A 20360-nucleotide genomic window follows, 5' to 3' on the forward strand; every position below is an offset into this window, starting at 1 on the left:
TTAATTACTCATATCCATAATAAAATTACAATATTTAATACTTGTTTGCCTATGTGCAATAATCACCATCGTTTTTTCCCCACTCAATCCTTGGATTGCCTCATTCACCGCTTGTTCAGTTTCTACATCCAAGGCACTGGTTGCTTCATCCATAAACAACACCTGTGGATCTTTATATAAAGCTCGCGCTATACCAATACGTTGGCGCTGCCCACCGGAAAGCATCACTCCACGATCCCCAACGAAAGTATCATAACCATTTTTTAAATTATTAGTTATAAATTCATGAATTTGCGCAGCTTTTGCTGCTCTCATTACAGCATTAATATCGATATCATCTTTCGGAATACCAAATGCAATATTTTGAGCAACTGTATCATCCGCCAAATAAATAAATTGAGGAATATAGCCCACTAAATTTTGCCATAAATGCACATTAGTTTTATTAATAATAATACCATCTACCAATAATTCACCCTGCTGTGGCTCTAAAAGTCCAAGAAGTATATCCATGCATGTACTTTTACCTGAACCACTTTTCCCAATAATTCCAACACTGCTCTTAAAAGGAATGATAAGACTAAATTCATCTAAAACTTTTTTTACTGGATCTGTAGGATAGGCATAAGATATTTTTCGCAACTCAATTTGATTTTCAAAGGTAATTTTTTTATCTTTCTGCTTTTGCTGTAACTGTGTTGGCAAATATAAATCATCCAATATTTTATCTGCCGACTCTAAAGAAAAGCGCATACTGGATATTGCGCGATAAATATTTTGTGCTGCTGGCAGCATGCGGTATGCAGCAAAGCCAAATAACCCTAATGATGGTAATATTGTAGAAATATTTTGATTATTTAAAACTAATCCAATTGCCAATCCTATAATTGAACAATATCCAATGGCTTCAACTAACAATAAGGGAATATTCCCCACAGTTTGATTGGCTGCTATATGCCTTGCAAAAATTCGAGATTGTTCTTGAAAATGTTTTAAATATCCTTGATCTGCATGATTAATTTTGACATCTTTGATACCACCTAAAACCTCATTACAGGCTTTATATCGCTCACTATTCGCATAATAAAATTCCTGACCAATTTTACCTAGAAATTTCCTTACCCCAAAATAAATTAAAACATATACCATTAAAAACAAAATAAATGCAGTAATTGCCATATATGGATTATGCATAAATATCAATACAATCATAGCTAAAATAACTAATCCATACGATATTATGGTCATTATAGGCTGAATAATATTATCAACAAGCTGATCTATTTGAGAAAGAATATTTTTTGCTAATTCCGAGCTATTATTTTGAATAAAAAACTCATAATCTTGTTTTAAATAAATAGATAGTAACCGTGTAGATAAATAATGTCGCTGCAAACTAGTAAAACGACTTGTCCCATAAAAATGTATAACTTTAAAAATAGCAGATATAACAATCAAAACCATGGAACATACACCCAACTTAATTATAAAGTTAGTGTAAGAAGATGAGTTTAGAATTTGATAAAAATAATTAATTCTTGGATCATTATCTACAATACTCGGATTAGATAGAACAGCTAAAAATGGCATAATCGAAATTACACCTAATGTTTCTAAAAAAGCCATTAATATTGTTAAAACAAGAACAATAATGAATTTTCTTTGTTCTAAATGAGTTAAAGTTTTCCATAACCGAGATACAATATAGAACATATAATTCTATTCACTATCTTTATACATCAATGCTGTAATCTGCTCTGAAATCAATCCCATTAAAAAAATCATAATACTTCCCGTATACAACAATGCACTCATATTGGTAAAACGCTTATACTCATAAAGTGTGTAACCATACCAACCTGTTGCTAGAATAAACAGCACAATAGAAAATGGTAAAAACATCTTTAAAGGTGAATATAAAGTCGCAATCTTAAAAATAATTAAAAAAAATCGCACACTATCTTTAATTGGATGAATATGACTTTTGCCAATTCGTTTTGCTGCATGAATTGGCACATAGGTAACTGAATAACCTGCTCTAAAAAATGCCATCGTGCTCGTTGTTGGATAAGAAAAACCGTTAGGCAATAAGTAAATAAACTCTTTAAATTTATCAGCACGTACTGCTCTAAAACCTGATGTCAAATCCTCAACTTTATGTTCTGACATATATGAGGCTAAATTATTATAAAGTTTATTTGCTATACCACGCCCAATACTCGCTTGTGAACCTTTTTGTCTTGCACCTACAACTAAATCATAACCTTGTTCAATTTTCTCTAGCAACTTAGGGATATTATCTGGATCATGCTGACCATCTGCATCCATAAAAATAATAATCTCACCTGCAGCATTGCGTGCTCCAGTTTTAATTGCTGCACCATTACCTTTCGAATAAGGATGAGTGATGACTTTAGCTCCAGCATGTTTAGCGATTTGCGGTGTTTCATCAGTTGAGCCATCATCAACAACAAGAATCTCATCAACAAAATCTAATTGTTGAATCTTTTTGATTGTTTCCCCTATCGCACCTGCTTCATTTTTCGCAGGTAGAACAACACTATATTTCACTTTACATCTCCTTGTGCTGTTCTTTCTTTTCAATATTCATAAGTTGGCTATTAGTTAGCAAATCCTTTTTCATTTTATCTTTATTTTTATCTAAAGTAGCATCATTTTTTAATTGTTCTTTATAGACTTGCTCCATTTCAGTAAGTAACTGCAATGCCAGCTGAGAGTAGCCTTTATTCCCTAGATCAGCAACCAAAGCCAGTGCTGAACTTGCATTATGATATTCGAGCGCTGAATTTATATATGCTTGATATCCCGCATCCATATCACCAAGAGCTATTAGCAATTGCCCGCGCATAAACATAGACAATGGATAAAAGTCTGGGTAATTTCGATAACTTTGATTTTTTTCCACTAGCACTTTCAATAAGTCTGATAATTCTAATGCATACAAATCGACTATTTTTTGATTGCTTACAATCTTATTTACCAAGCTTCTTAGTGCCCAGATTGTTGTTCCATCTGCTTTTTGAATGATCAACCTTCTTTTAATATTTGCTAAATCGTTTTGAGCATTCATATCTAGATCAATTTTTTGTTCTAACAATTGAATCATTAAACTAGCATCAGGATGATCTTTAATAGCCTTCTCTAGCACTATATTTGCTTCTTCTACTCTTCCACGCGCAGCTAATATTTCAGCAAACCTACTTTGTGCTCTAATAGACTGCGGATTATTTTGTGCCCAATAGACTTGTAACTTTGTATTATCAGACCACAATATTGCACGTTGCCAAGTCATCCAGGAAAAAATCGTAATAACCAAACCGCCAATTAACAAAGCAACACGAGGTTGAGTTTTTTCCGATAATATCCATAACCCAGATGCTAATGGCAAAAATAAAAATATTGCTGCAATATAATTGCGGTGCTCAAAATATAGCTCTAAACCAATAAATGTTGATTCAATTAAATGAGCTGAAAAGAAAAATAAAATTGCCAATGCATATAATGGATATGCCTTCCTTAGTAATAAGGCTGATAAAAATAATACACCTAAAAAAATTGCAGAGGTCAGAGTTGTAATAGGTTCTTGCCAACCACTCGAAACTACATAGCCATCTTGAAATAGACCATAACCCTCTACCTGAGGAATAAATAAACGATATAAATAATCACAAATGATTCGACCTTCAGTCCATAAGCGTTCTATTTGATTAAAATTACGGTATGGCCATGGATTTTCTGAAAAATCAATATATCTAAAAAGTAATAATGCAATAGCTAATGATGGAAGCCATAAACAAATAGCACGCCAATACCATACAGGTTTATTAACGCGTGTTGGATTACAAAATTCAATCACTAAAATTAAAAGCGGTAATAATGCGCCATTTTCTTTACTATAAGTCGCTAAAATTGTTGCAAGACCTATAGAAAGCGTCATGACCACATAGGCCATTAGTGGACGAATTGAAAGATATTCTCTTGCTTTAAAATATCCTAGCATTCCCAGTAAGCTAAACAATAATGGTAACTGTGCCATACGCTGTATGACATACAAGGTTGTTGAAACAAAGAGCGGATGTAATAACCAAATACTGGTCGAGAACAATGCAATCCAAATTACTTTCTTTTCTATAAAACCATAACTACGTAGAATTAAGCAGGTCACATAAAAGAGTAACAAGCCGCAGCTTAAATGAATAACAAGATTAACCAGCTTAAAAGCAAAAGGATTGTTTAACCATGCATCTGCCTGAAATGCAAAACTCAATAAAGAGATGGGTCTTCCTGTAGGACCTGCGAAACCACTTGTGATAAATTGCCAAGCATCTTTCCAATTCCCTGTTTCTGCGTAGTACCCCAAACCACTTAAATTGGGTTGATCATCAAACAAATATCCTCCAAATAAGCCAGGAAAATAAATTAAAAATGCTACGAGCAAAATTAAGCTAAATACACCCAACGCCTTAGCATTTTCTGACATTTTTTTCATTCTTATTACCAAATACAATGTATGCTCAGATCAACTTGTACTAAACTTAAGACTTTTTAGTAACATTTAAATAAAAAAAAGGCAATAAATTGCCTTTTTTTCAAACAGACCAAATTATTGGAATGCTTTTGGTAACAAATCACGTGTTACTACACCAGTAACACTACTGAATTTTAATGATCCAGTTTTATCTACATCTAACACAACACCACCGTTTTTAAGTTTGGCAGAAATGTCGTTAGCAGCATAAGTAATAGTTACAGTACAACCAGAACCATCAGTTGCTAGAGTACCACCTAATTTAACTTTAGCTGCATATTTACCAACTAAACTAGTTGTACCACAAGAGCCTTTTTCCACATTTGTACTTAAAGCAGTTTTTAGGCCATCCGCTAATGAGAAACCTTCTGCTGCTTGACCACGAGCAACATAGTCTTGATAAGCAGGAATCGCGAAAGCGGCCAAAATACCGATAATCGCTACAACGATCATTAATTCAATAAGAGTAAAACCCTTTTGCATTTTGTTCATAACATTCTCCACAAATGTTTTTGTTTATTTATAAGCTTTGTAAGCTAATTTATATTTAGCACTAATTGTGCCAAGAATGATTATAATAAAATTGACAGAAAAAACAGCACTTTAAAAAAATAAAATTGTTACAACGTAGTTTTAATGTTTTTTTTAGTAAAAAAGTGACAATTTTTGTCACTATTCCACCTATTTACTAGCCCAAAATAATCGGATGATTGGCTAGCTCATTGCTTTTATCTTGAAGCGATTGAGCATAAAACTGATTCAGCACTTCGCCAATATCCTTAACACCAGTGATCACTGCCAACCTAAACTGTTTCTGAGCCAGTTGTACAATAATTTTTTGGCAAATTTCCTTCCAAGCCCTTTGTTCAGTGGCTTGCTCAATCCCTCTATCAATCACAATTTCAACTTTACGTTCACATAAATTGATATAGAGCAGCACCCCGCTATTAAATTCAGTATCCCATACACCCAGTTCTGCAAACAGTTGGCGAGCGCGCATGCGCGTATTTTGAAAATATGCCTGATTTACAGGTAAATATCCTTCTATCACCACCTGAATTTCGCCAATATGTCCATGTTCAGCCTCAGTCACTGCCTGTGCAATCGCAGCCTGATCCTGTTTGGAAAAATATCTTTTTGTTGCTGGCATATATAGAAAATGCTTTAACCAGCGCTTAAAACTGGGTTGATGAGTTTGTTCTGTTTTAGGCTGTGTGACAATTGCTGTCGACTCTGTTTTTGTTACCATGATCCTGATGCCCCTCCACCACCGAAACCTCCACCGCCTCCACTAAAGCCACCTCCACCGAAACCTCCACCGCCACGGCCTCCTCCACGCCCGCTTCCAGCAGAGGATAGAAAAAGCTGAAAAATGGTTTGTGCAATTGCAGTAATCAGTAAAAAGAAAATGCCTGCGCCAATAAGCAAACTGGTCAACAGTCCGGCACCATTGACCAGACCTGCCACCGTACCCGCCACTGCAGCTGTCGAAGCACTTAAACCTTTGCCCACAATAAAGGACCCAACAATGCCCGCAATTAAAATAAACAAGGCTGTACTAAAGGTTTTCTCTTTAGCCTGCTGCTCATGCAAAGCTTGTTCATGGCGTTCTTTCAATTCCTGAGCAGCTTTTTGAGCCACTTCTGGATCCGTATTTAGAATTTTTTCAATCTCCGCCAATCCCGCATCAATTCCTTGTGCATATTGAGCCTGCTTAAAATAAGGTGTGATTTGATTTCTGATAATTCGACTCACAACAACATCTGGAAGTACACCCTCCAAGCCATAACCGGTCAGAATTTGAATACGTCGCTCATTCACAGCAATTGCCATGAGCAAACCATTATCCTGCTTTGCAGATCCCAGTTGCCATTTTTCAGCCACTCGCATAGCAAAATCAAAAATATCTTCCTGACCTGTAGTCGGCACAATCACCACACCAATTTGTGCTTTGCCCTGTTCATGTAAATTCAGAATCCGCTGGCTTAGCGTCTGCTTTTCACTGGCACTTAATAGATGGGCCTGATCAACGATTGGCTCATTTAAAGTGGGTAATCCTCGGACAGACTCCCCTTCTGCCATATCATTGGCAATTTGCGGTTGCTGGACCTGAGCTGCTGACGACGAAGATGTTTGCTGCTTTTTATTGCCTGCTTGTTGTTCCTGAATGATCTTCCCTGCAATCACCGCTTCTTCATGATCCATCGCCGTAGCTACTTCACTAAAAACCCATGAACTGGACAATAGTGCACAACAGACCATCACCAGTTGCAAAAGACTTGTGAGAGAATTTTTCAGTTTTGGAGCAAACATATGCTAATCCCTCAATTCAACCACTCTTTTAGTCAAATGAAACCTTAGGTGCAGTTTGGGCACTCTGCTCAGCACTGAAGTTTGGTTTTGGATCCATGCCGATCACCTTAGCCGTCATCACCTGAGGGAACTGGCGCGAATAGGCATTAAAATCCTGAACTGACGCAATATAACGATTCCGGGCAACCGCAATCCGGTTCTCGGTACCTTCTAATTGTGCCTGTAAATCACGGAACTGTTCATTGGCTTTCAAATCAGGATAACTTTCTTGAACCATCAACAAACTTTTCAAAGCACGACTTAATTGATCTTGAGCTTCTTGATATTTCTGAAATAGCGCAGGATCTTCTAGAACTTGTTTATCAACTTTTAAACTACCAACACTTGCACGTGCCTGAGTCACTTCAGTCAAGACCTGTTCTTCATGCTTGGCATAGCCTTTTACCACATTCACCAGATTTGGCACCAGATCGGCACGACGTTGATACTGGTTCTGTACTTCAGACCAAGAAGCTGTCACCGCCTCATCTTTCACCTGTAAAGTGTTATAACCACAGCCCGTTAAAGTCAAAGTACTGGCTAGCGCCAAAGTAACAACAGTTTTCTTCATAAAATTCATTGTGCTCTTCCTCTATTCTTTATATTTGTTTAAATAATTTTATTGTAAACACATTTGCCGATGATTTTGTTTAATTTATTTATTAGCTCTTTTTCATAAATCATTTTTGAATAAATACAAAAAGTTATTAATAAAGTAAAAATAATAAATAGATCTTCGTAGGTATTGAATACATGAGTGTGGCAGAGATGCCACACATTACCCATCCCTTGCGCTGCATTTTAAAGCAGTGCTTAAAATTAGCTCAGGATGTTGTGTGTGAGTAATAAAGGATTTTCTTGCGAACGCAAAATATATTTTGATGCTTTCATTTTGGCCTCTCAAAAGTAAGATTCCGCCTACACAAATACCTTTAAATTTTATTGAAAAATTGCGGCAGTGACGCTTAAAAAAATCAATATTAAACATTTCTTGATTTATAAAAGATGTCTATTCTAGCTTCATGCCATTTTTATTCCTGAAAATAAAAAAGCCCGATCATCCATCGGGCTGAATCATCCAACTTAAATCTTAGCTATAAGCCACAGCAGATAATTCTTTTTGAAATTCTGAATGTAAATATTCCGTCGCCAAACGTTGTCTCCAACTATTAACGATCTCGCTATAGTCAATTTCCGAAGGATGGAAATCTGCCTTAAAATAAGATAAATATTCCGGCAATAACTGCACAAACATTTTGCCAATCAAATAGAAACCGAGAAGGTTTCCTCCCACCTTAGGCAAACTTTTTCTCTTATCTTGCAAAAATAATCGTGTCGCCGAATAAAAAGTTAAACTGGCAAAACCAGTCGTGACACTACGCATAATTCGACGTCGTATTTTATCATCTCCATACACCTGCTGATAAACATCAAAGGCCACAGCGCGATGTTCAATTTCCTCAATCGCATGCCAAACCCAAAGCTTGACTGTATCTTCATCCAACGTCGCTAGAATTTCTGGATGGCGCAAAATATATCCCCCAAGCAAAGCAGTAAAATGTTCAAAGGCACAAGTGATGGCGAGCTGGATTTTAGGATGTAAATTTTTTACATAATCATCTTTACGTGCCAACCATGCCTGAAAACGATCCAACTGATAATCATCTCTACGCCATGCCTGATTAAAATCAGCATGAGCTTTGGAATGCATGGCCTCTTGCCCGATAAACACCGAAATTTGCGCCTGAAGTTGTTCATCTTTCACTTTGTCACGTACATTACGCACACTATGTACAAAAAACTGCTCCCCTATGGGAAATGTGGAAGATAATGCTGTCAGCAAATGCGACATGATGGGTGAATTGGCAAAATAATGCCTGCGAATGGCTGTGGGATTGAATTGAGGTTTACGTACTGTCATCCCTATGGCTTTTGGACGATTTTGATATGATTTTTCTGCCATCACTTGAGTCATGCTGTTACCTTGTTTAAAAAATAGGCGTGTAACCAGTATGCAAATGAAAGCATGCTATCTATATGGCCAAAATGCTTATTGGATTTGCGAAAAGGCTCATTTTACAACTCACTCTCTAACTTTCTCCCAGAGGAAGAGAAAATTTTCTCAATTGATATCAAAGTTGATTCCTTCTCCTTTCAGGAGATAATAATTCTCAGAATATATTTTGATTTCGCAAAGAGAGAGAGGTATTTTCGGATTATTAAAATCCACTTTTAAAATTTACCCCTCTCGCTAACTCTCTCCCAAAGGGAGAGAGAACTATTTATGTCATAAATTCAAGGCAATAAAAAACCCGCCGAAGCGGGTTTTTTATTCATGTTCAATTAGAAATTAAACATCTAGATAATCAAGAATACCTTCAGCAGCCTGACGGCCTTCCCAGATCGCAGTTACAACCAGGTCAGAACCACGAACCATATCGCCACCGGCAAAAATTTTCGGATTCGATGTCTGGAATTTGAACTCTTGTTGTTCAGCTGCCACTACACGTCCAGAACCATCTAAATTGATGTTCGCACCTGTAAACCAATCTGCAGGACTGGTACGGAAACCGAAAGCAAGTAACACTGCATCCGCAGCTAAAACTTCTTCAGACCCTGGTACTGGCTCAGGGCTGCGACGACCACGGCTATCAGGTTGACCTAATTGTGTAGTCACGAATTTAACGCCAGTTACTTTGCCATTTTCACCGACAATTTCGATAGGTTGACGGTTAAACTGGAATTCCACCCCTTCTTCACGCGCATTTTTCACTTCACGACGTGAACCCGGCATGTTTTCTTCATCACGACGGTAAGCACAAACCACAGATTCAGCACCTTGACGGATTGACGTACGGTTACAGTCCATCGCTGTATCACCACCGCCAAGCACAATCACTTTTTTGCCTTCAACGCTAATGTACTCGCTTGGATCTTTTTCCCAACCTTGCGTACGGTTGACATTGGCAATCAGGAAATCAAGCGCATCTACAACACCATCCAGATCTTCACCAGCAAAACCGCCTTTCATGTAAGTATATGTACCCATACCCATGAACACGGCATCGTAGTCTGCAAGCAACTGATCAATAGTAATGTCAGTCCCAATTTCAGTATTTAAACGGAATTCAACACCCATACCCGCAAAAATTTCACGGCGGCGTTTCATGACGTCTTTTTCCATCTTGAATTCTGGAATACCAAAAGTCAGCAAACCACCAATTTCAGGACGCTTATCAAAGACTACCGGTTTTACACCGTTACGTACCAAGATATCTGCACAACCTAAACCAGCAGGACCTGCACCAATAATCGCGACTTTTTTGTCTGTCCACTTGACGTGTGACATGTCTGGACGCCAGCCCAAAGCAAAAGCGGTATCGTTAATGTATTTTTCAGCATTACCAATAGTCACTGCACCAAAACCGTCGTTCAGGGTACACGCCCCTTCACACAAACGGTCTTGTGGACATACACGACCACATACTTCAGGCAGTGTATTGGTTTGATGGCACAGTTCAGCCGCCTGGAAAATGCGACCTTCCGCAATTAACTTTAACCAGTTTGGAATGTAGTTATGTACCGGACATTTCCATTCACAATAAGGGTTACCACAACCTAAACAGCGATGCGTCTGGTTAGCCGCAATTTCCGCTGTAAATGGCTTATAAATTTCCACAAACTCTGCTTTGCGGACAGTTAGATCTTTTTTCTCTGGATCTTGGCGTGCGACATCCAGGAATTGAAAGTCATTGTTTAGGCGCTCTGCCATGTCTCTCTCCGTGGGTAGGTGTAGTCGGTTTATCTATCCGCTACACCTGCCTATATATCTGCAAGTAGTGGAATTATTGTGGATCAGCTTTGGTTGTTTTCAAAAGCGTTTGCAAATTAGCAGCTTTTGGTTTTACAAGCCAGAATTTACGGCTGTAATAATCAAACTCATTGCGGATCTTGTACGCCCAGGCACTACCTGTCTCAGCAATATGTTCATCCAAGATGCGAAGCAAGAATTCTTGATGCTCTTCCATCGCCTCTGTAGAAATACGGTTTAACTCAATCAACTCGTGGTTGTAATGGTCAACGAAGTCATTATCCAAATCAAGTACATAAGCAAAACCACCGGTCATGCCCGCACCGAAGTTATGACCGACTTTACCCAGTACAGTCACAATACCGCCAGTCATGTATTCACAGCAGTGGTCGCCCGCACCTTCAATCACAGCAAACGCACCTGAGTTACGTACTGCGAAACGCTCACCAGCTGTACCTGCCGCAAACAGTTTACCACCTGTCGCACCATATAAGCAGGTATTACCAATGATCGCTGTTTCCTGAGTTTGGAACGGCGAACCTTTAGGTGGGAAGATAGACACGCGACCGCCCGCCATACCTTTACCGACGTAATCGTTGGCATCACCTTCAAGTTTAATATGCAAACCACCAGCGTTCCATACACCTAAAGACTGACCTGCAGTACCGGTGAGATTGACTTTAACCGGATGCGCTTCCATGCTGAGGTTGCCATAGCGACGTGCAATTTCACCTGAGATACGCGCACCGATCGAACGATCACAGTTACCAATCGTGAAGCTATATTCACCACTGATACCTGCTTCAATCGCTGGTAACATTTCTGCCACCATCTTCTCAGCCAAGATACCTTTGTCAAATGGTGCATTACCTTGAACCTGACAATATTGCGCCTTACCTTCAGCTGCAGGATGCGATTCCAACAAGGCACTTAAATCGATATTTGCATGTTTATCCGTTTCACCTGGTAACATTTCAAGCAGGTCAGTACGGCCGATCAAGTCTTTCAAGCTTGCAACACCTAGTGCAGCCAACCATTCACGTGTTTCTTCCGCAATAAAGTGGAAGAAGTTAATCAACATTTCAGGTTCACCAATGTAGTGTTCCTGACGTAAATGATCCTGTTGAGTTGCAACACCGGTCGCACAGTTATTCAAGTGGCAGATACGGAGGTATTTACAACCCAGCGCAATCATTGGCGTTGAACCGAAACCGAAGCTTTCTGCGCCCAGAATCGCTGCTTTCACTACATCCAGACCAGTTTTCAAACCACCATCAGTTTGTACACGTACTTTGCCACGAAGGTCATTCACGCGAAGGGCTTGATGCGCTTCAGAAAGGCCCAACTCCCATGGCGAACCTGCATGGTGAATTGAAGATAATGGCGAAGCTGCTGTACCACCGTCATAACCAGAAATGGTAATGAAGTCGGCATACGCCTTGGCTACACCAGCAGCAATTGTCCCTACACCCGGTTCAGAGACCAGTTTTACAGAAACCATCGCTTGAGGGTTGACCTGTTTCAAGTCAAAGATCAATTGTGACAAGTCTTCAATTGAGTAGATGTCATGGTGTGGTGGAGGTGAAATAAGCGTTACACCCGGCACTGAGTAACGTAAACGCGCAATCAAGCCATTCACTTTACCACCCGGTAACTGACCGCCTTCACCCGGTTTTGCACCTTGCGCGACTTTAATTTGCAATACTTCAGCAGAAGTCAGGTATGCTGGAGTTACACCAAAACGACCAGATGCAATCTGTTTGATTTTCGAGTTACGAATGGTGCCATAACGCGCTGGATCTTCACCGCCCTCACCAGAGTTTGAACGACCACCAATAGTGTTCATGGCAATCGCAATCGCTTCATGCGCTTCAGGAGACAAGGCACCCAAAGACATCCCCGCAGAGTCGAAACGCGGCAGAATGTCTTCCACAGATTCCACTTGATCCAATGCAATTGAATTCTCTGTTTTCAGTTTCAATAAGTCACGAATCGTTGCCACCGGACGGTTATTCACCAGTTCTGCATATTCTTTAAAGTCTGCATATTTGCCTGAACGCACTGATTTATGCAGCGCATTGATCACATCCGGGTTAAATGCATGGTATTCCTTGTCGAATACGAATTTCAGCATACCGCCTTGATCGATTGGCTTACGTGATTTCCACGCAAGGTCTGCCAATTTTTTCAGATCATTTTCAAGGTCTGCAAATGTTGCACCCTTAATACGGCTTGGAACACCAGTGAAGCATTTATCAACAACTTCAGTAGATAGACCCACAGCTTCAAATAACTGACCACCACGGTAAGAAGCAACCGTTGAGATACCCATTTTCGAAAGTACTTTTAACAAGCCTTTCTCAATCCCTTTACGGAAGTTCGCTTGTGCGTGAATCGGGTCGCCCAGCAATTCACCTTTCGCTACCAGGTCATTGATCACGTCATAAGCCAAGTAAGGATAAATGGCAGTTGCACCAAAGCCCAAGATCACGGCAAATTGATGCGGGTCACGTGCCAAACCGGTTTCAACCAGAATGTTGGCATCGGTACGCAAACCGGTATTGATCAAGTGGTGGTGTACCGCACCTGTTGCCATTAAGGCATTGGCTGGCAAGAAACCTTGACGGATTTTCTTGTCTGAAAGCACCAGTAAAGTTTTGCCATCACGAATCGCTTGTGCAGCTTCTTCACAGATACGTGCAATTGCAACTTCTAAACCTTCATCTTCAGCATAGTTCAAGTCGATATCGGCAATTTCGTAGCCTTTACGACCTAGCGTGCGAATTTGATGCATTTTCGAATTTGAAAGTACCGGACTTGAGATGATCAAACGGTCTGCATGTTCAGGACTTTGCTCAAATACATTTTGCTCACGACCCAGGCAAGTCTCTAAAGACATCACAATCGATTCACGTAATGGATCGATTGGCGGGTTAGTGACCTGAGCAAACTGCTGACGGAAGTAATCTGATACATGGCGCACTTGACGTGACAATACTGCCATTGGCGTATCATCACCCATTGAGCCTACCGCTTCCTGACCGCTTTCTGCGATAGGACGAAGCAACTGGTCACGCTCTTCAAAAGTCACCATGAACATTTTTTGTGAAGCTTTTAGCTCATCGCCTTTTAAGCCTTGATCACATAAATATTCTTCAAGTTCTGGGCTGCCTTGAACACGTACGGAATTTTCACGTAACCATTCACGGTAAGGACGCATTTTTTTCAAATGGTTGCTGACATCTTTGGTATCCAGCATTTTACCGGTGAAGGTATCAATTACCAGAATTTGACCCGGACCCACACGACCTTTAGAAATTACGTCTTCAGGTTCATAACCCCAAACACCAATTTCGGATGCCAGTGTGATATAGCCATTTTTCGTGATGACCCAACGTGCAGGACGTAAACCGTTACGGTCCAGCATACAGATCGCATGACGGCCATCTTGAATAACAAGACCAGCCGGACCATCCCAGGCTTCCATGTGTTTAGAGTTGAATTCGTAGAATGCACGAAGGTCAGCATCCAGTGTTTCAACGTTTTGCCAAGCAGGTGGAACCAGCATACGAAGTGCACGGAACAGATCCATGCCCCCGCCCACAAGAATCTCAAGCATGTTATCCAGGCTTGAAGAGTCAGAACCGGTACGGTTTACGATCGGGTTAAGATCAGTTAAGCCTGGCAATAACGGGTTTTCAAATTTTGGTGTACGCGCCATCGCCCAGTTACGGTTAGCCGTAATGGTGTTGATTTCACCGTTATGCGCCAAGTAACGGAACGGTTGAGCCAATGGCCAACGCGGTAACGTATTGGTCGAGAAACGTTGATGGAACACCACAATATGTGATTCCAAACGCTCATCAGCCAAGTCGGTGTAAAAATCAGCAATCGCCTCAGGCATCATCAAGCCTTTATAGCTGATCACTGTTGAACATAAAGTTGTTACATAGAATGAAGGATCATTGCTGAGCAGTTGCTCTGCACGACGACGTGCCAAGAACAGTTTACGGTTGAACTCAACCTCAGTCACACCCATTGGGCAGTTAACAATGATTTGCTCAAATGCAGGCAAAGACTGCATGGCGATTTCACCCAACGCATCATTATTGGTTGGAATTACACGCCAAGCTAAAACTTTTAGACCTTCAGACTCAATTTCTTTTGCCAACACTTGTTTGGAATGTGCTGCAATTGCTGGATCCAGATTTAAAAATACCGTACCGACAGCAAAAATTTCGCTTAAGGTAATATCACTTAATTTTTTCGCTTCTTCACGGAAGAATTTCTTTGGCATTGCCAAAAGCAGGCCACAACCATCCCCTGTCTTACCATCTGCGGCAATACCACCACGGTGTGTCATACAGCTAAGGCTGTGCATAGCGGTCTTGACGAGATCATGGCTTGCATCACCCTGCATATGGGCGATCAAACCGAAACCACAGTTATCTTTAAACTCATCCGGTTGGTATAAACCTTGAGCGGGAGCTACAGTATTAGGCGATGGCATGTGCATAGCGTACCCTTCTTTCAACATGGCCCATAAAGCGGGCATCTAACAATCAAATAACTTCTTTGCGATTTAGTCCAATGTACTCACATTAAGATCAATGTTGAGCAAAACCTTTTCATCATGTCTAAGATAATCTGATTTTAATCTTTGTACATGGATGAATTGCAAAAATGTTTTGCTTCGCTTGCGCACTCTTTTAAAGCAGGCAAATGTGACGATTTCGCACAATCATTGAATCTTTTCGCGCCAAAACAGGGACATTAACTCAATTCATGCACCAATAAAGCAAAAAATATGCCAAATTAAAATTGATTACTCTAACTGTTTTAAATATAAAAATATTAAAATTTCATGAACTTTAGAGCAATTTCAGATAACCATATTTCGCACTATATTTGTGCATATAAATAATTTTATAACTTAAATTGCTCTATTTTAGAACTCTATTTTTAATTAAATGGATCATTAATTTCTTTTTCTGCTGTTTTATTTCCGCTTTGTTTCGGTGCGGTTTCAACACCAGAATGAGATTGCTGTACATCTACAACATTACCCTGCTCATCACGACGGGTTACAGTTGTGGTCGTGGTCGCCTTGTTTGGATCAACTACAGGTACAGTTGGCTTAACTTTGGGTAAAGCCAATAAGCTTTCATCCACTTGTGGCAAGGCAGCAGGCTTGAGATTAACTGCATAAAGCTTTTGGTTGGTGCCCATTTCATCTGCACCCATGTCATTGACCAAAGAAACATAATTTTCAATATTTTGAACTTTAGGTTGAATAGACTTAGGAAATTGAATCGCCAATTGCTCTAATGCATTTTTTGCTTCGCTATTATTTTTATAAAGGCCATAAAGCAAAACATACTGTTCAACCTGATTTTCACCACTTAAACGAACATAATAAAAGTTCTTACGATCTGGCTGCTTTTTCAGGAAGCTGCGAATTACTTCATCTTTACTCACCCGAAATAGCTCAATCGTGCTGGCATTTTTATTGTCATTAACAAATTTGCTGCCACGAAACTCCGGCTCATAACTCCCCGTAGCCACCACACGCGTGGTCAACTCCAAAGGACGAACCTCTTCTTGAAGTGCCCCCAGCAAGCTGGTTGCAGCAACTTTTTCCGGTTGAATTTGCAGTTCAGATTCGGTTTCAGCAGACTTTTCCACTTTAACTAAACTATCACTGTCAGTAATTGCCCAAAAAACAAGTGCTGCAAACAGACAGACCAATCCACACACCAGCCAGATATAGTTTTGAATACGTTGCCATTGTGTACGGAGGGTTGCCATGACTATGCCTTTTCTTGATTCGCCAAAATCGCCTGTTTCATTAATTCCACATCAAACTCCTTGGTGATAATGGCCTGACCGAGTGATTTCATCAGCACAAGGCGCAATTGACCATTCAGCACTTTTTTATCATGCGCCATATAGGCAAGAAATTCATCCAGTGGAATTGCTGGGCATTTTACTGGTAAATGCGCACGTTGAATGATTTTTTTTGTACGCTCCAAATCTTCTGAAGAAATCCAACCCATGCGTTGGGACAAATCCGCAGCCATCACCATCCCTGTCGCCACCGCTTCGCCGTGTAACCAGACTCCGTAACCCAGGTAAGACTCAATCGCATGACCAAAGGTATGTCCCAGATTCAATAGCGCACGTTCACCTTGTTCCTTTTCATCATTGGCTACGATGCGTGCTTTATGTGCACATGAACGATAAACTGCATCTGCCAATAATTGTGCATCACGTGCAATCAGGCCATCCATATTTTCTTCAAGCCAGACCAAGAATTCTTGATCGCCCAATAAGGCATATTTAATCACTTCAGCCAAACCAGCTGACAACTCACGATCTGGTAAAGTTCTAAGTTGGGCCATATCCGCTAACACCACTTGGGGTTGTTGGAATGCACCAATCATATTTTTGCCTAAAGGATGATTAATCCCTGTTTTCCCACCAACACTGGAATCGACTTGCGAAAGCAGCGTTGTTGGCACTTGAATAAAGTAAACGCCGCGCTGGAAACAGGCAGAAGCAAAACCGGCCATATCCCCAATTACACCACCACCCAATGCCAGCACAGTCGCATCACGGTTAAAACCCGCTTCCAACAAAGCATCAAAAATCAGGTTCAAGTGTTCAATATTTTTATATTTTTCACCATCAGGCAAAATACATGTTGCAACTGTTTTTCCCAAGCTTTCAATCGCACTGACATAATGCGCTAAATACAGCGGTGCAACCGTGGTATTGGTGACCACCATGACCTGCTTGCCGTGAATATAAGGCTTAAGTAAAGATTGGGGATTAAGATCACTGCCAATAAAAATAGGATAGCGGCGATCACCAAGTTCAACATGTAAAGTTTGCATGAAATTAAAACCGTTAATTAGACGAGATTTGCTTCTTCAGAAACAATCATATGTAAGATTTTTTGCGCCAAATCACGAGCAGCACCCTGATTTGTTTCAATAATATAATGTGCAACTTCACGATACAAAGGATCGCGAATTGCCAATAAATCACGTAACTTTTGTTCAGGATTTTCAACTTGCAAGAGAGGACGGTTTTTATCCCGATAGGTACGCTGTAATTGAATTTCGACAGGAGTATAGAGATAGACAACGATTCCACGTTGCTTGAGAAATGCACGATTAGGAGCTTGGGTCACCGCCCCACCACCGGTTGCAAGAACCAGGTGTGAACGAGCAGTGAGTTCATCAATCACCATCGTTTCACGGTTACGAAACCCCTTTTCACCTTCTTTTTCAAAAATCCAAGGGATCGTAGCACCTGTTTTACGTTCAATCTCCTGATCACTATCAAGAAACTCTCGCCCTAACAGTTCCGCTAAATGACGACCAACAGTTGTTTTCCCAGCCCCCATTGGCCCTACCAAATAGACATTTGGTAGGGTTTCAAACTCATTGCTTGGCAAGGAGTCACCTATTTATTTTGTTAAATTCAAAATATATTAATGATTTCTTGAAACACTGTCATTAACAATTCGTGGTGTAACAAAAATCAATAGTTCACTCTTGTTATCCGATTTCACATCTTTACGGAACAAACGTCCTAAATATGGAATATCTCCCAAGAATGGTACTTTGGTTTGTTGATTAATGGTTTGCTGTTCAAAAATACCACCCAGAACTACCGTCTCTCCATTATCCACCAGTACATTGGTGTTGATTTCATTTTTGTTAATGGTGTACTGCCCCGTTGGTGTTGCATTACCTATCGAGTCATTTTTGATTTGCAAGTTCATTTGAACCTTGCCTTCAGGTGTGATACTTGGCGTCACATCAAGACTTAAAGTCGCATCAACAAATTCTGTTTTTGAAACAGCATTTACACCACCACCCTCAGCTGATTGATAAGGAATCTGTGTACCTGACGCGACTTTTGCCTGCTGCTTATCCGCAGTCAACACTTTTGGCGTAGAGATGACTTCACCATAACCATCAGCCTGCAGTGCTGACAACTCAAGATCCAGCATGAAATCAGACAGGCTGATCAGACCAAAGGCAATTTTGCTTGCTCCTGTGGCAGTTACACCCAAATCCACATTCAAATTGTCAGGTCGTTGAATCGTATATTTACCATCATCACTTGGAGTTTTCAAATCCCATAAAGTGGTATCACTACCACCGACCAGCAAATCATTATTTTGATTAATCCCTTGAGACAAAATACCCCACTTCACACCCATCTGCTTACTGAACTCAGTAGATGCGCGGACAATACGTGCTTCAACCATGACCTGTTTTACTGACACATCCAGCAAATCAATCATCTTACGAATTTGATCAATTTTTGTAGAAGTATCATTCACAATAATAGTATTTGTACGTGGATCTGTAGAAATCGTGCCTCGCGGACTAAGTAAACTACCTACACTATCACCTAAAGGATCCGTTGCAGTACCACCGGAAGTATTTGATCCGTTGGATGCATTTTTACCATTGGTAATCAATTTTTCTATATCAGTCGCTTTTGCATAGCTAAGTTGAATATATTCGGTTTGCAAAGGCGCCAGTTTGACACTTTGTGCCAGTGCTTTCGCCTCTTCCTCTTCAGCCTTAATCAGTTCTGACACCGGTGCAATCCAGATCACATTACCATTACGACGCTTGTCCAGATTTTTAGTCTTTAAAATGATATCCAAGGCCTGATCCCAAGGAACATCTTTCAGACGTAAAGTAATATTACCTTGGACACTGTCAGCAGTGACCATATTGATGCCGGTAAAGTCTGCCAACAACTGTAGTACACGTCGCACTTCAATATCTTGGAAATCCAGAGAAATCTTTTTACCTGTATAAGTATTGGCAGCCTTAGGCTTAAGTGGATTTTTATCTTCTGGACGTTTGAGACTAATCGTTAACTTATTATCAGTCTGATAAGCCATATATTCATAGCTACCCGATGTCTGAATGGTAATAACACCATTTCCGCCATCATTCTGAGCATCAACTGTTGATACAGGTGTCGCAAAATCATTCACGTTTAAACGGCGTGCCAGATGGGTTGGTACTTTATTACCTAAAGTTCTTACAACAACTTTACTACCTTGTTGCTGCACATCGACCGGCGTATTACTTCCTAACAAATCAACAACAACCTGACCTTCACCCTGACTGCCACGCTGAAAACCGATATTAGAAATGCCTTGCGCAATTTTTTGAGCCACTACAGGTTGTGCAGCAAAATCATTCCCAGCCGAATTAATTTTGAGAATAAAAGTATTACCTTCAACGCGCGTAGTAAAAGCACCAGCATCTGTTAAATTAACAGTTAAACGTGAACGCTGTGCATCAGAACTGACATCTATAGAACTTGCTTCTTTAGTAGCAACAGGAATGCTATTTTGATGGAGATTCTGCTGTGCCTTATCAAAATCAAGAATCAGACGTGATGGCTGTTCAAGTTGATATGCTTGAGGCTGTGGTGGCAAACCATTAAACATCACACGAATTTCTGTACCCTGACCTGCGATCTGCATTGGTACGATATTTGTAATACTGACCTGTGCATTGGCAACTTGCATAACTGCTATTGCAACAGCACCCATAGAAAATTGACGAAACAAATGGTTCATTGTATTACCATCCCCAAATATAA

14 protein-coding genes are annotated in these 20360 nt (G+C 40.2%); all 14 read right to left on the reverse strand.

Going from position 1 to position 20360, the window contains the following annotated elements:
* The 14 genes from FB6_RS01480 to pilQ all read right to left on the reverse strand — a co-directional run bounded on the left by FB6_RS01480 (position 1) and on the right by pilQ (position 20337).
* On the reverse strand, positions 1 to 1713 hold the full coding sequence (locus FB6_RS01480; protein ID WP_174558304.1) for an ABC transporter ATP-binding protein: 1713 nt from the start codon (positions 1711 to 1713) through the stop codon (positions 1 to 3).
* Positions 1714 to 1719: 6 nt separating this feature from the next.
* Positions 1720 to 2571 (reverse strand): glycosyltransferase family 2 protein, encoded by an 852-nt coding sequence (locus tag FB6_RS01485; protein ID WP_174558305.1) that lies wholly within the window; start codon positions 2569 to 2571, stop codon positions 1720 to 1722.
* A 1-nt stretch (position 2572) separates the two neighbouring features.
* Entirely contained in the window at positions 2573 to 4510 is a 1938-nt protein-coding gene (locus tag FB6_RS01490; RefSeq protein ID WP_174558306.1) for a hypothetical protein, read from the reverse strand.
* A gap of 114 nt (positions 4511 to 4624) precedes the next feature.
* Positions 4625 to 5032 carry a pilin gene (locus FB6_RS01495; RefSeq protein WP_438819951.1) on the reverse strand — a complete coding sequence of 136 codons (408 nt, stop codon included), beginning with the start codon at positions 5030 to 5032 and terminating at the stop codon, positions 4625 to 4627.
* A 205-nt stretch (positions 5033 to 5237) separates the two neighbouring features.
* A complete protein-coding gene (locus FB6_RS01500) occupies positions 5238 to 5798 on the reverse strand; it encodes a TPM domain-containing protein (protein ID WP_174558308.1) in 561 nt (186 codons plus the stop codon).
* A complete protein-coding gene (locus FB6_RS01505; protein WP_254592180.1) occupies positions 5792 to 6811 on the reverse strand; it encodes a TPM domain-containing protein in 1020 nt (339 codons plus the stop codon). The genes FB6_RS01500 and FB6_RS01505 overlap by 7 nt, the downstream gene beginning before the upstream one ends.
* A 79-nt stretch (positions 6812 to 6890) precedes the next feature.
* Positions 6891 to 7481 carry a LemA family protein gene (locus FB6_RS01510; RefSeq protein ID WP_174558310.1) on the reverse strand — a complete coding sequence of 197 codons (591 nt, stop codon included), beginning with the start codon at positions 7479 to 7481 and terminating at the stop codon, positions 6891 to 6893.
* A gap of 510 nt (positions 7482 to 7991) precedes the next feature.
* Positions 7992 to 8876: a metal-dependent hydrolase gene (locus FB6_RS01515; protein WP_174558311.1), complete on the reverse strand. Its 885-nt coding sequence runs from the start codon at positions 8874 to 8876 to the stop codon at positions 7992 to 7994.
* 375 nt (positions 8877 to 9251) lie between these two features.
* Positions 9252 to 10673 (reverse strand): FAD-dependent oxidoreductase, encoded by a 1422-nt coding sequence (locus FB6_RS01520; protein WP_174558312.1) that lies wholly within the window; start codon positions 10671 to 10673, stop codon positions 9252 to 9254.
* A 73-nt stretch (positions 10674 to 10746) separates the two neighbouring features.
* Positions 10747 to 15222 carry a glutamate synthase large subunit gene (gene gltB / locus FB6_RS01525; protein ID WP_174558365.1) on the reverse strand — a complete coding sequence of 1492 codons (4476 nt, stop codon included), beginning with the start codon at positions 15220 to 15222 and terminating at the stop codon, positions 10747 to 10749.
* A gap of 452 nt (positions 15223 to 15674) precedes the next feature.
* Complete coding sequence (locus FB6_RS01530; RefSeq protein WP_174558313.1) at positions 15675 to 16520, reverse strand: hypothetical protein; 846 nt, start codon at positions 16518 to 16520, stop codon at positions 15675 to 15677.
* A gap of 2 nt (positions 16521 to 16522) precedes the next feature.
* Positions 16523 to 17608 (reverse strand): 3-dehydroquinate synthase, encoded by a 1086-nt coding sequence (gene aroB / locus FB6_RS01535; RefSeq protein ID WP_174558314.1) that lies wholly within the window; start codon positions 17606 to 17608, stop codon positions 16523 to 16525.
* 17 nt (positions 17609 to 17625) lie between these two features.
* On the reverse strand, positions 17626 to 18174 hold the full coding sequence (gene aroK, locus FB6_RS01540; protein ID WP_174558315.1) for a shikimate kinase AroK: 549 nt from the start codon (positions 18172 to 18174) through the stop codon (positions 17626 to 17628).
* A 36-nt stretch (positions 18175 to 18210) separates the two neighbouring features.
* A complete protein-coding gene (pilQ, locus tag FB6_RS01545; RefSeq protein WP_174558316.1) occupies positions 18211 to 20337 on the reverse strand; it encodes a type IV pilus secretin PilQ family protein in 2127 nt (708 codons plus the stop codon).
* Between the last annotated feature and the right edge of the window lie 23 nt (positions 20338 to 20360).

It is taken from the genome of Acinetobacter bouvetii, from assembly GCF_902753875.1.
GTDB lineage: Bacteria > Pseudomonadota > Gammaproteobacteria > Pseudomonadales > Moraxellaceae > Acinetobacter > Acinetobacter bouvetii_A.

What these genes read in the sequence shown, in the direction of transcription:
- FB6_RS01480 (WP_174558304.1), bottom strand. Translation starts at nt 1,713, where the DNA reads ATGTTCTATATTGTATCTCGGTTATGGAAAACTTTAACTCATTTAGAA.
- FB6_RS01490 (WP_174558306.1), bottom strand. Translation starts at nt 4,510, where the DNA reads ATGAAAAAAATGTCAGAAAATGCTAAGGCGTTGGGTGTATTTAGCTTA.
- FB6_RS01495 (WP_438819951.1), bottom strand. Translation starts at nt 5,032, where the DNA reads ATGCAAAAGGGTTTTACTCTTATTGAATTAATGATCGTTGTAGCGATT.
- FB6_RS01500 (WP_174558308.1), bottom strand. Translation starts at nt 5,798, where the DNA reads ATGGTAACAAAAACAGAGTCGACAGCAATTGTCACACAGCCTAAAACA.
- FB6_RS01505 (WP_254592180.1), bottom strand. Translation starts at nt 6,811, where the DNA reads ATGGTCTGTTGTGCACTATTGTCCAGTTCATGGGTTTTTAGTGAAGTA.
- FB6_RS01510 (WP_174558310.1), bottom strand. Translation starts at nt 7,481, where the DNA reads ATGAATTTTATGAAGAAAACTGTTGTTACTTTGGCGCTAGCCAGTACT.
- FB6_RS01515 (WP_174558311.1), bottom strand. Translation starts at nt 8,876, where the DNA reads ATGACTCAAGTGATGGCAGAAAAATCATATCAAAATCGTCCAAAAGCC.
- FB6_RS01520 (WP_174558312.1), bottom strand. Translation starts at nt 10,673, where the DNA reads ATGGCAGAGCGCCTAAACAATGACTTTCAATTCCTGGATGTCGCACGC.
- gltB (WP_174558365.1), bottom strand. Translation starts at nt 15,222, where the DNA reads ATGCCATCGCCTAATACTGTAGCTCCCGCTCAAGGTTTATACCAACCG.
- FB6_RS01530 (WP_174558313.1), bottom strand. Translation starts at nt 16,520, where the DNA reads ATGGCAACCCTCCGTACACAATGGCAACGTATTCAAAACTATATCTGG.
- aroB (WP_174558314.1), bottom strand. Translation starts at nt 17,608, where the DNA reads ATGCAAACTTTACATGTTGAACTTGGTGATCGCCGCTATCCTATTTTT.
- pilQ (WP_174558316.1), bottom strand. Translation starts at nt 20,337, where the DNA reads ATGAACCATTTGTTTCGTCAATTTTCTATGGGTGCTGTTGCAATAGCA.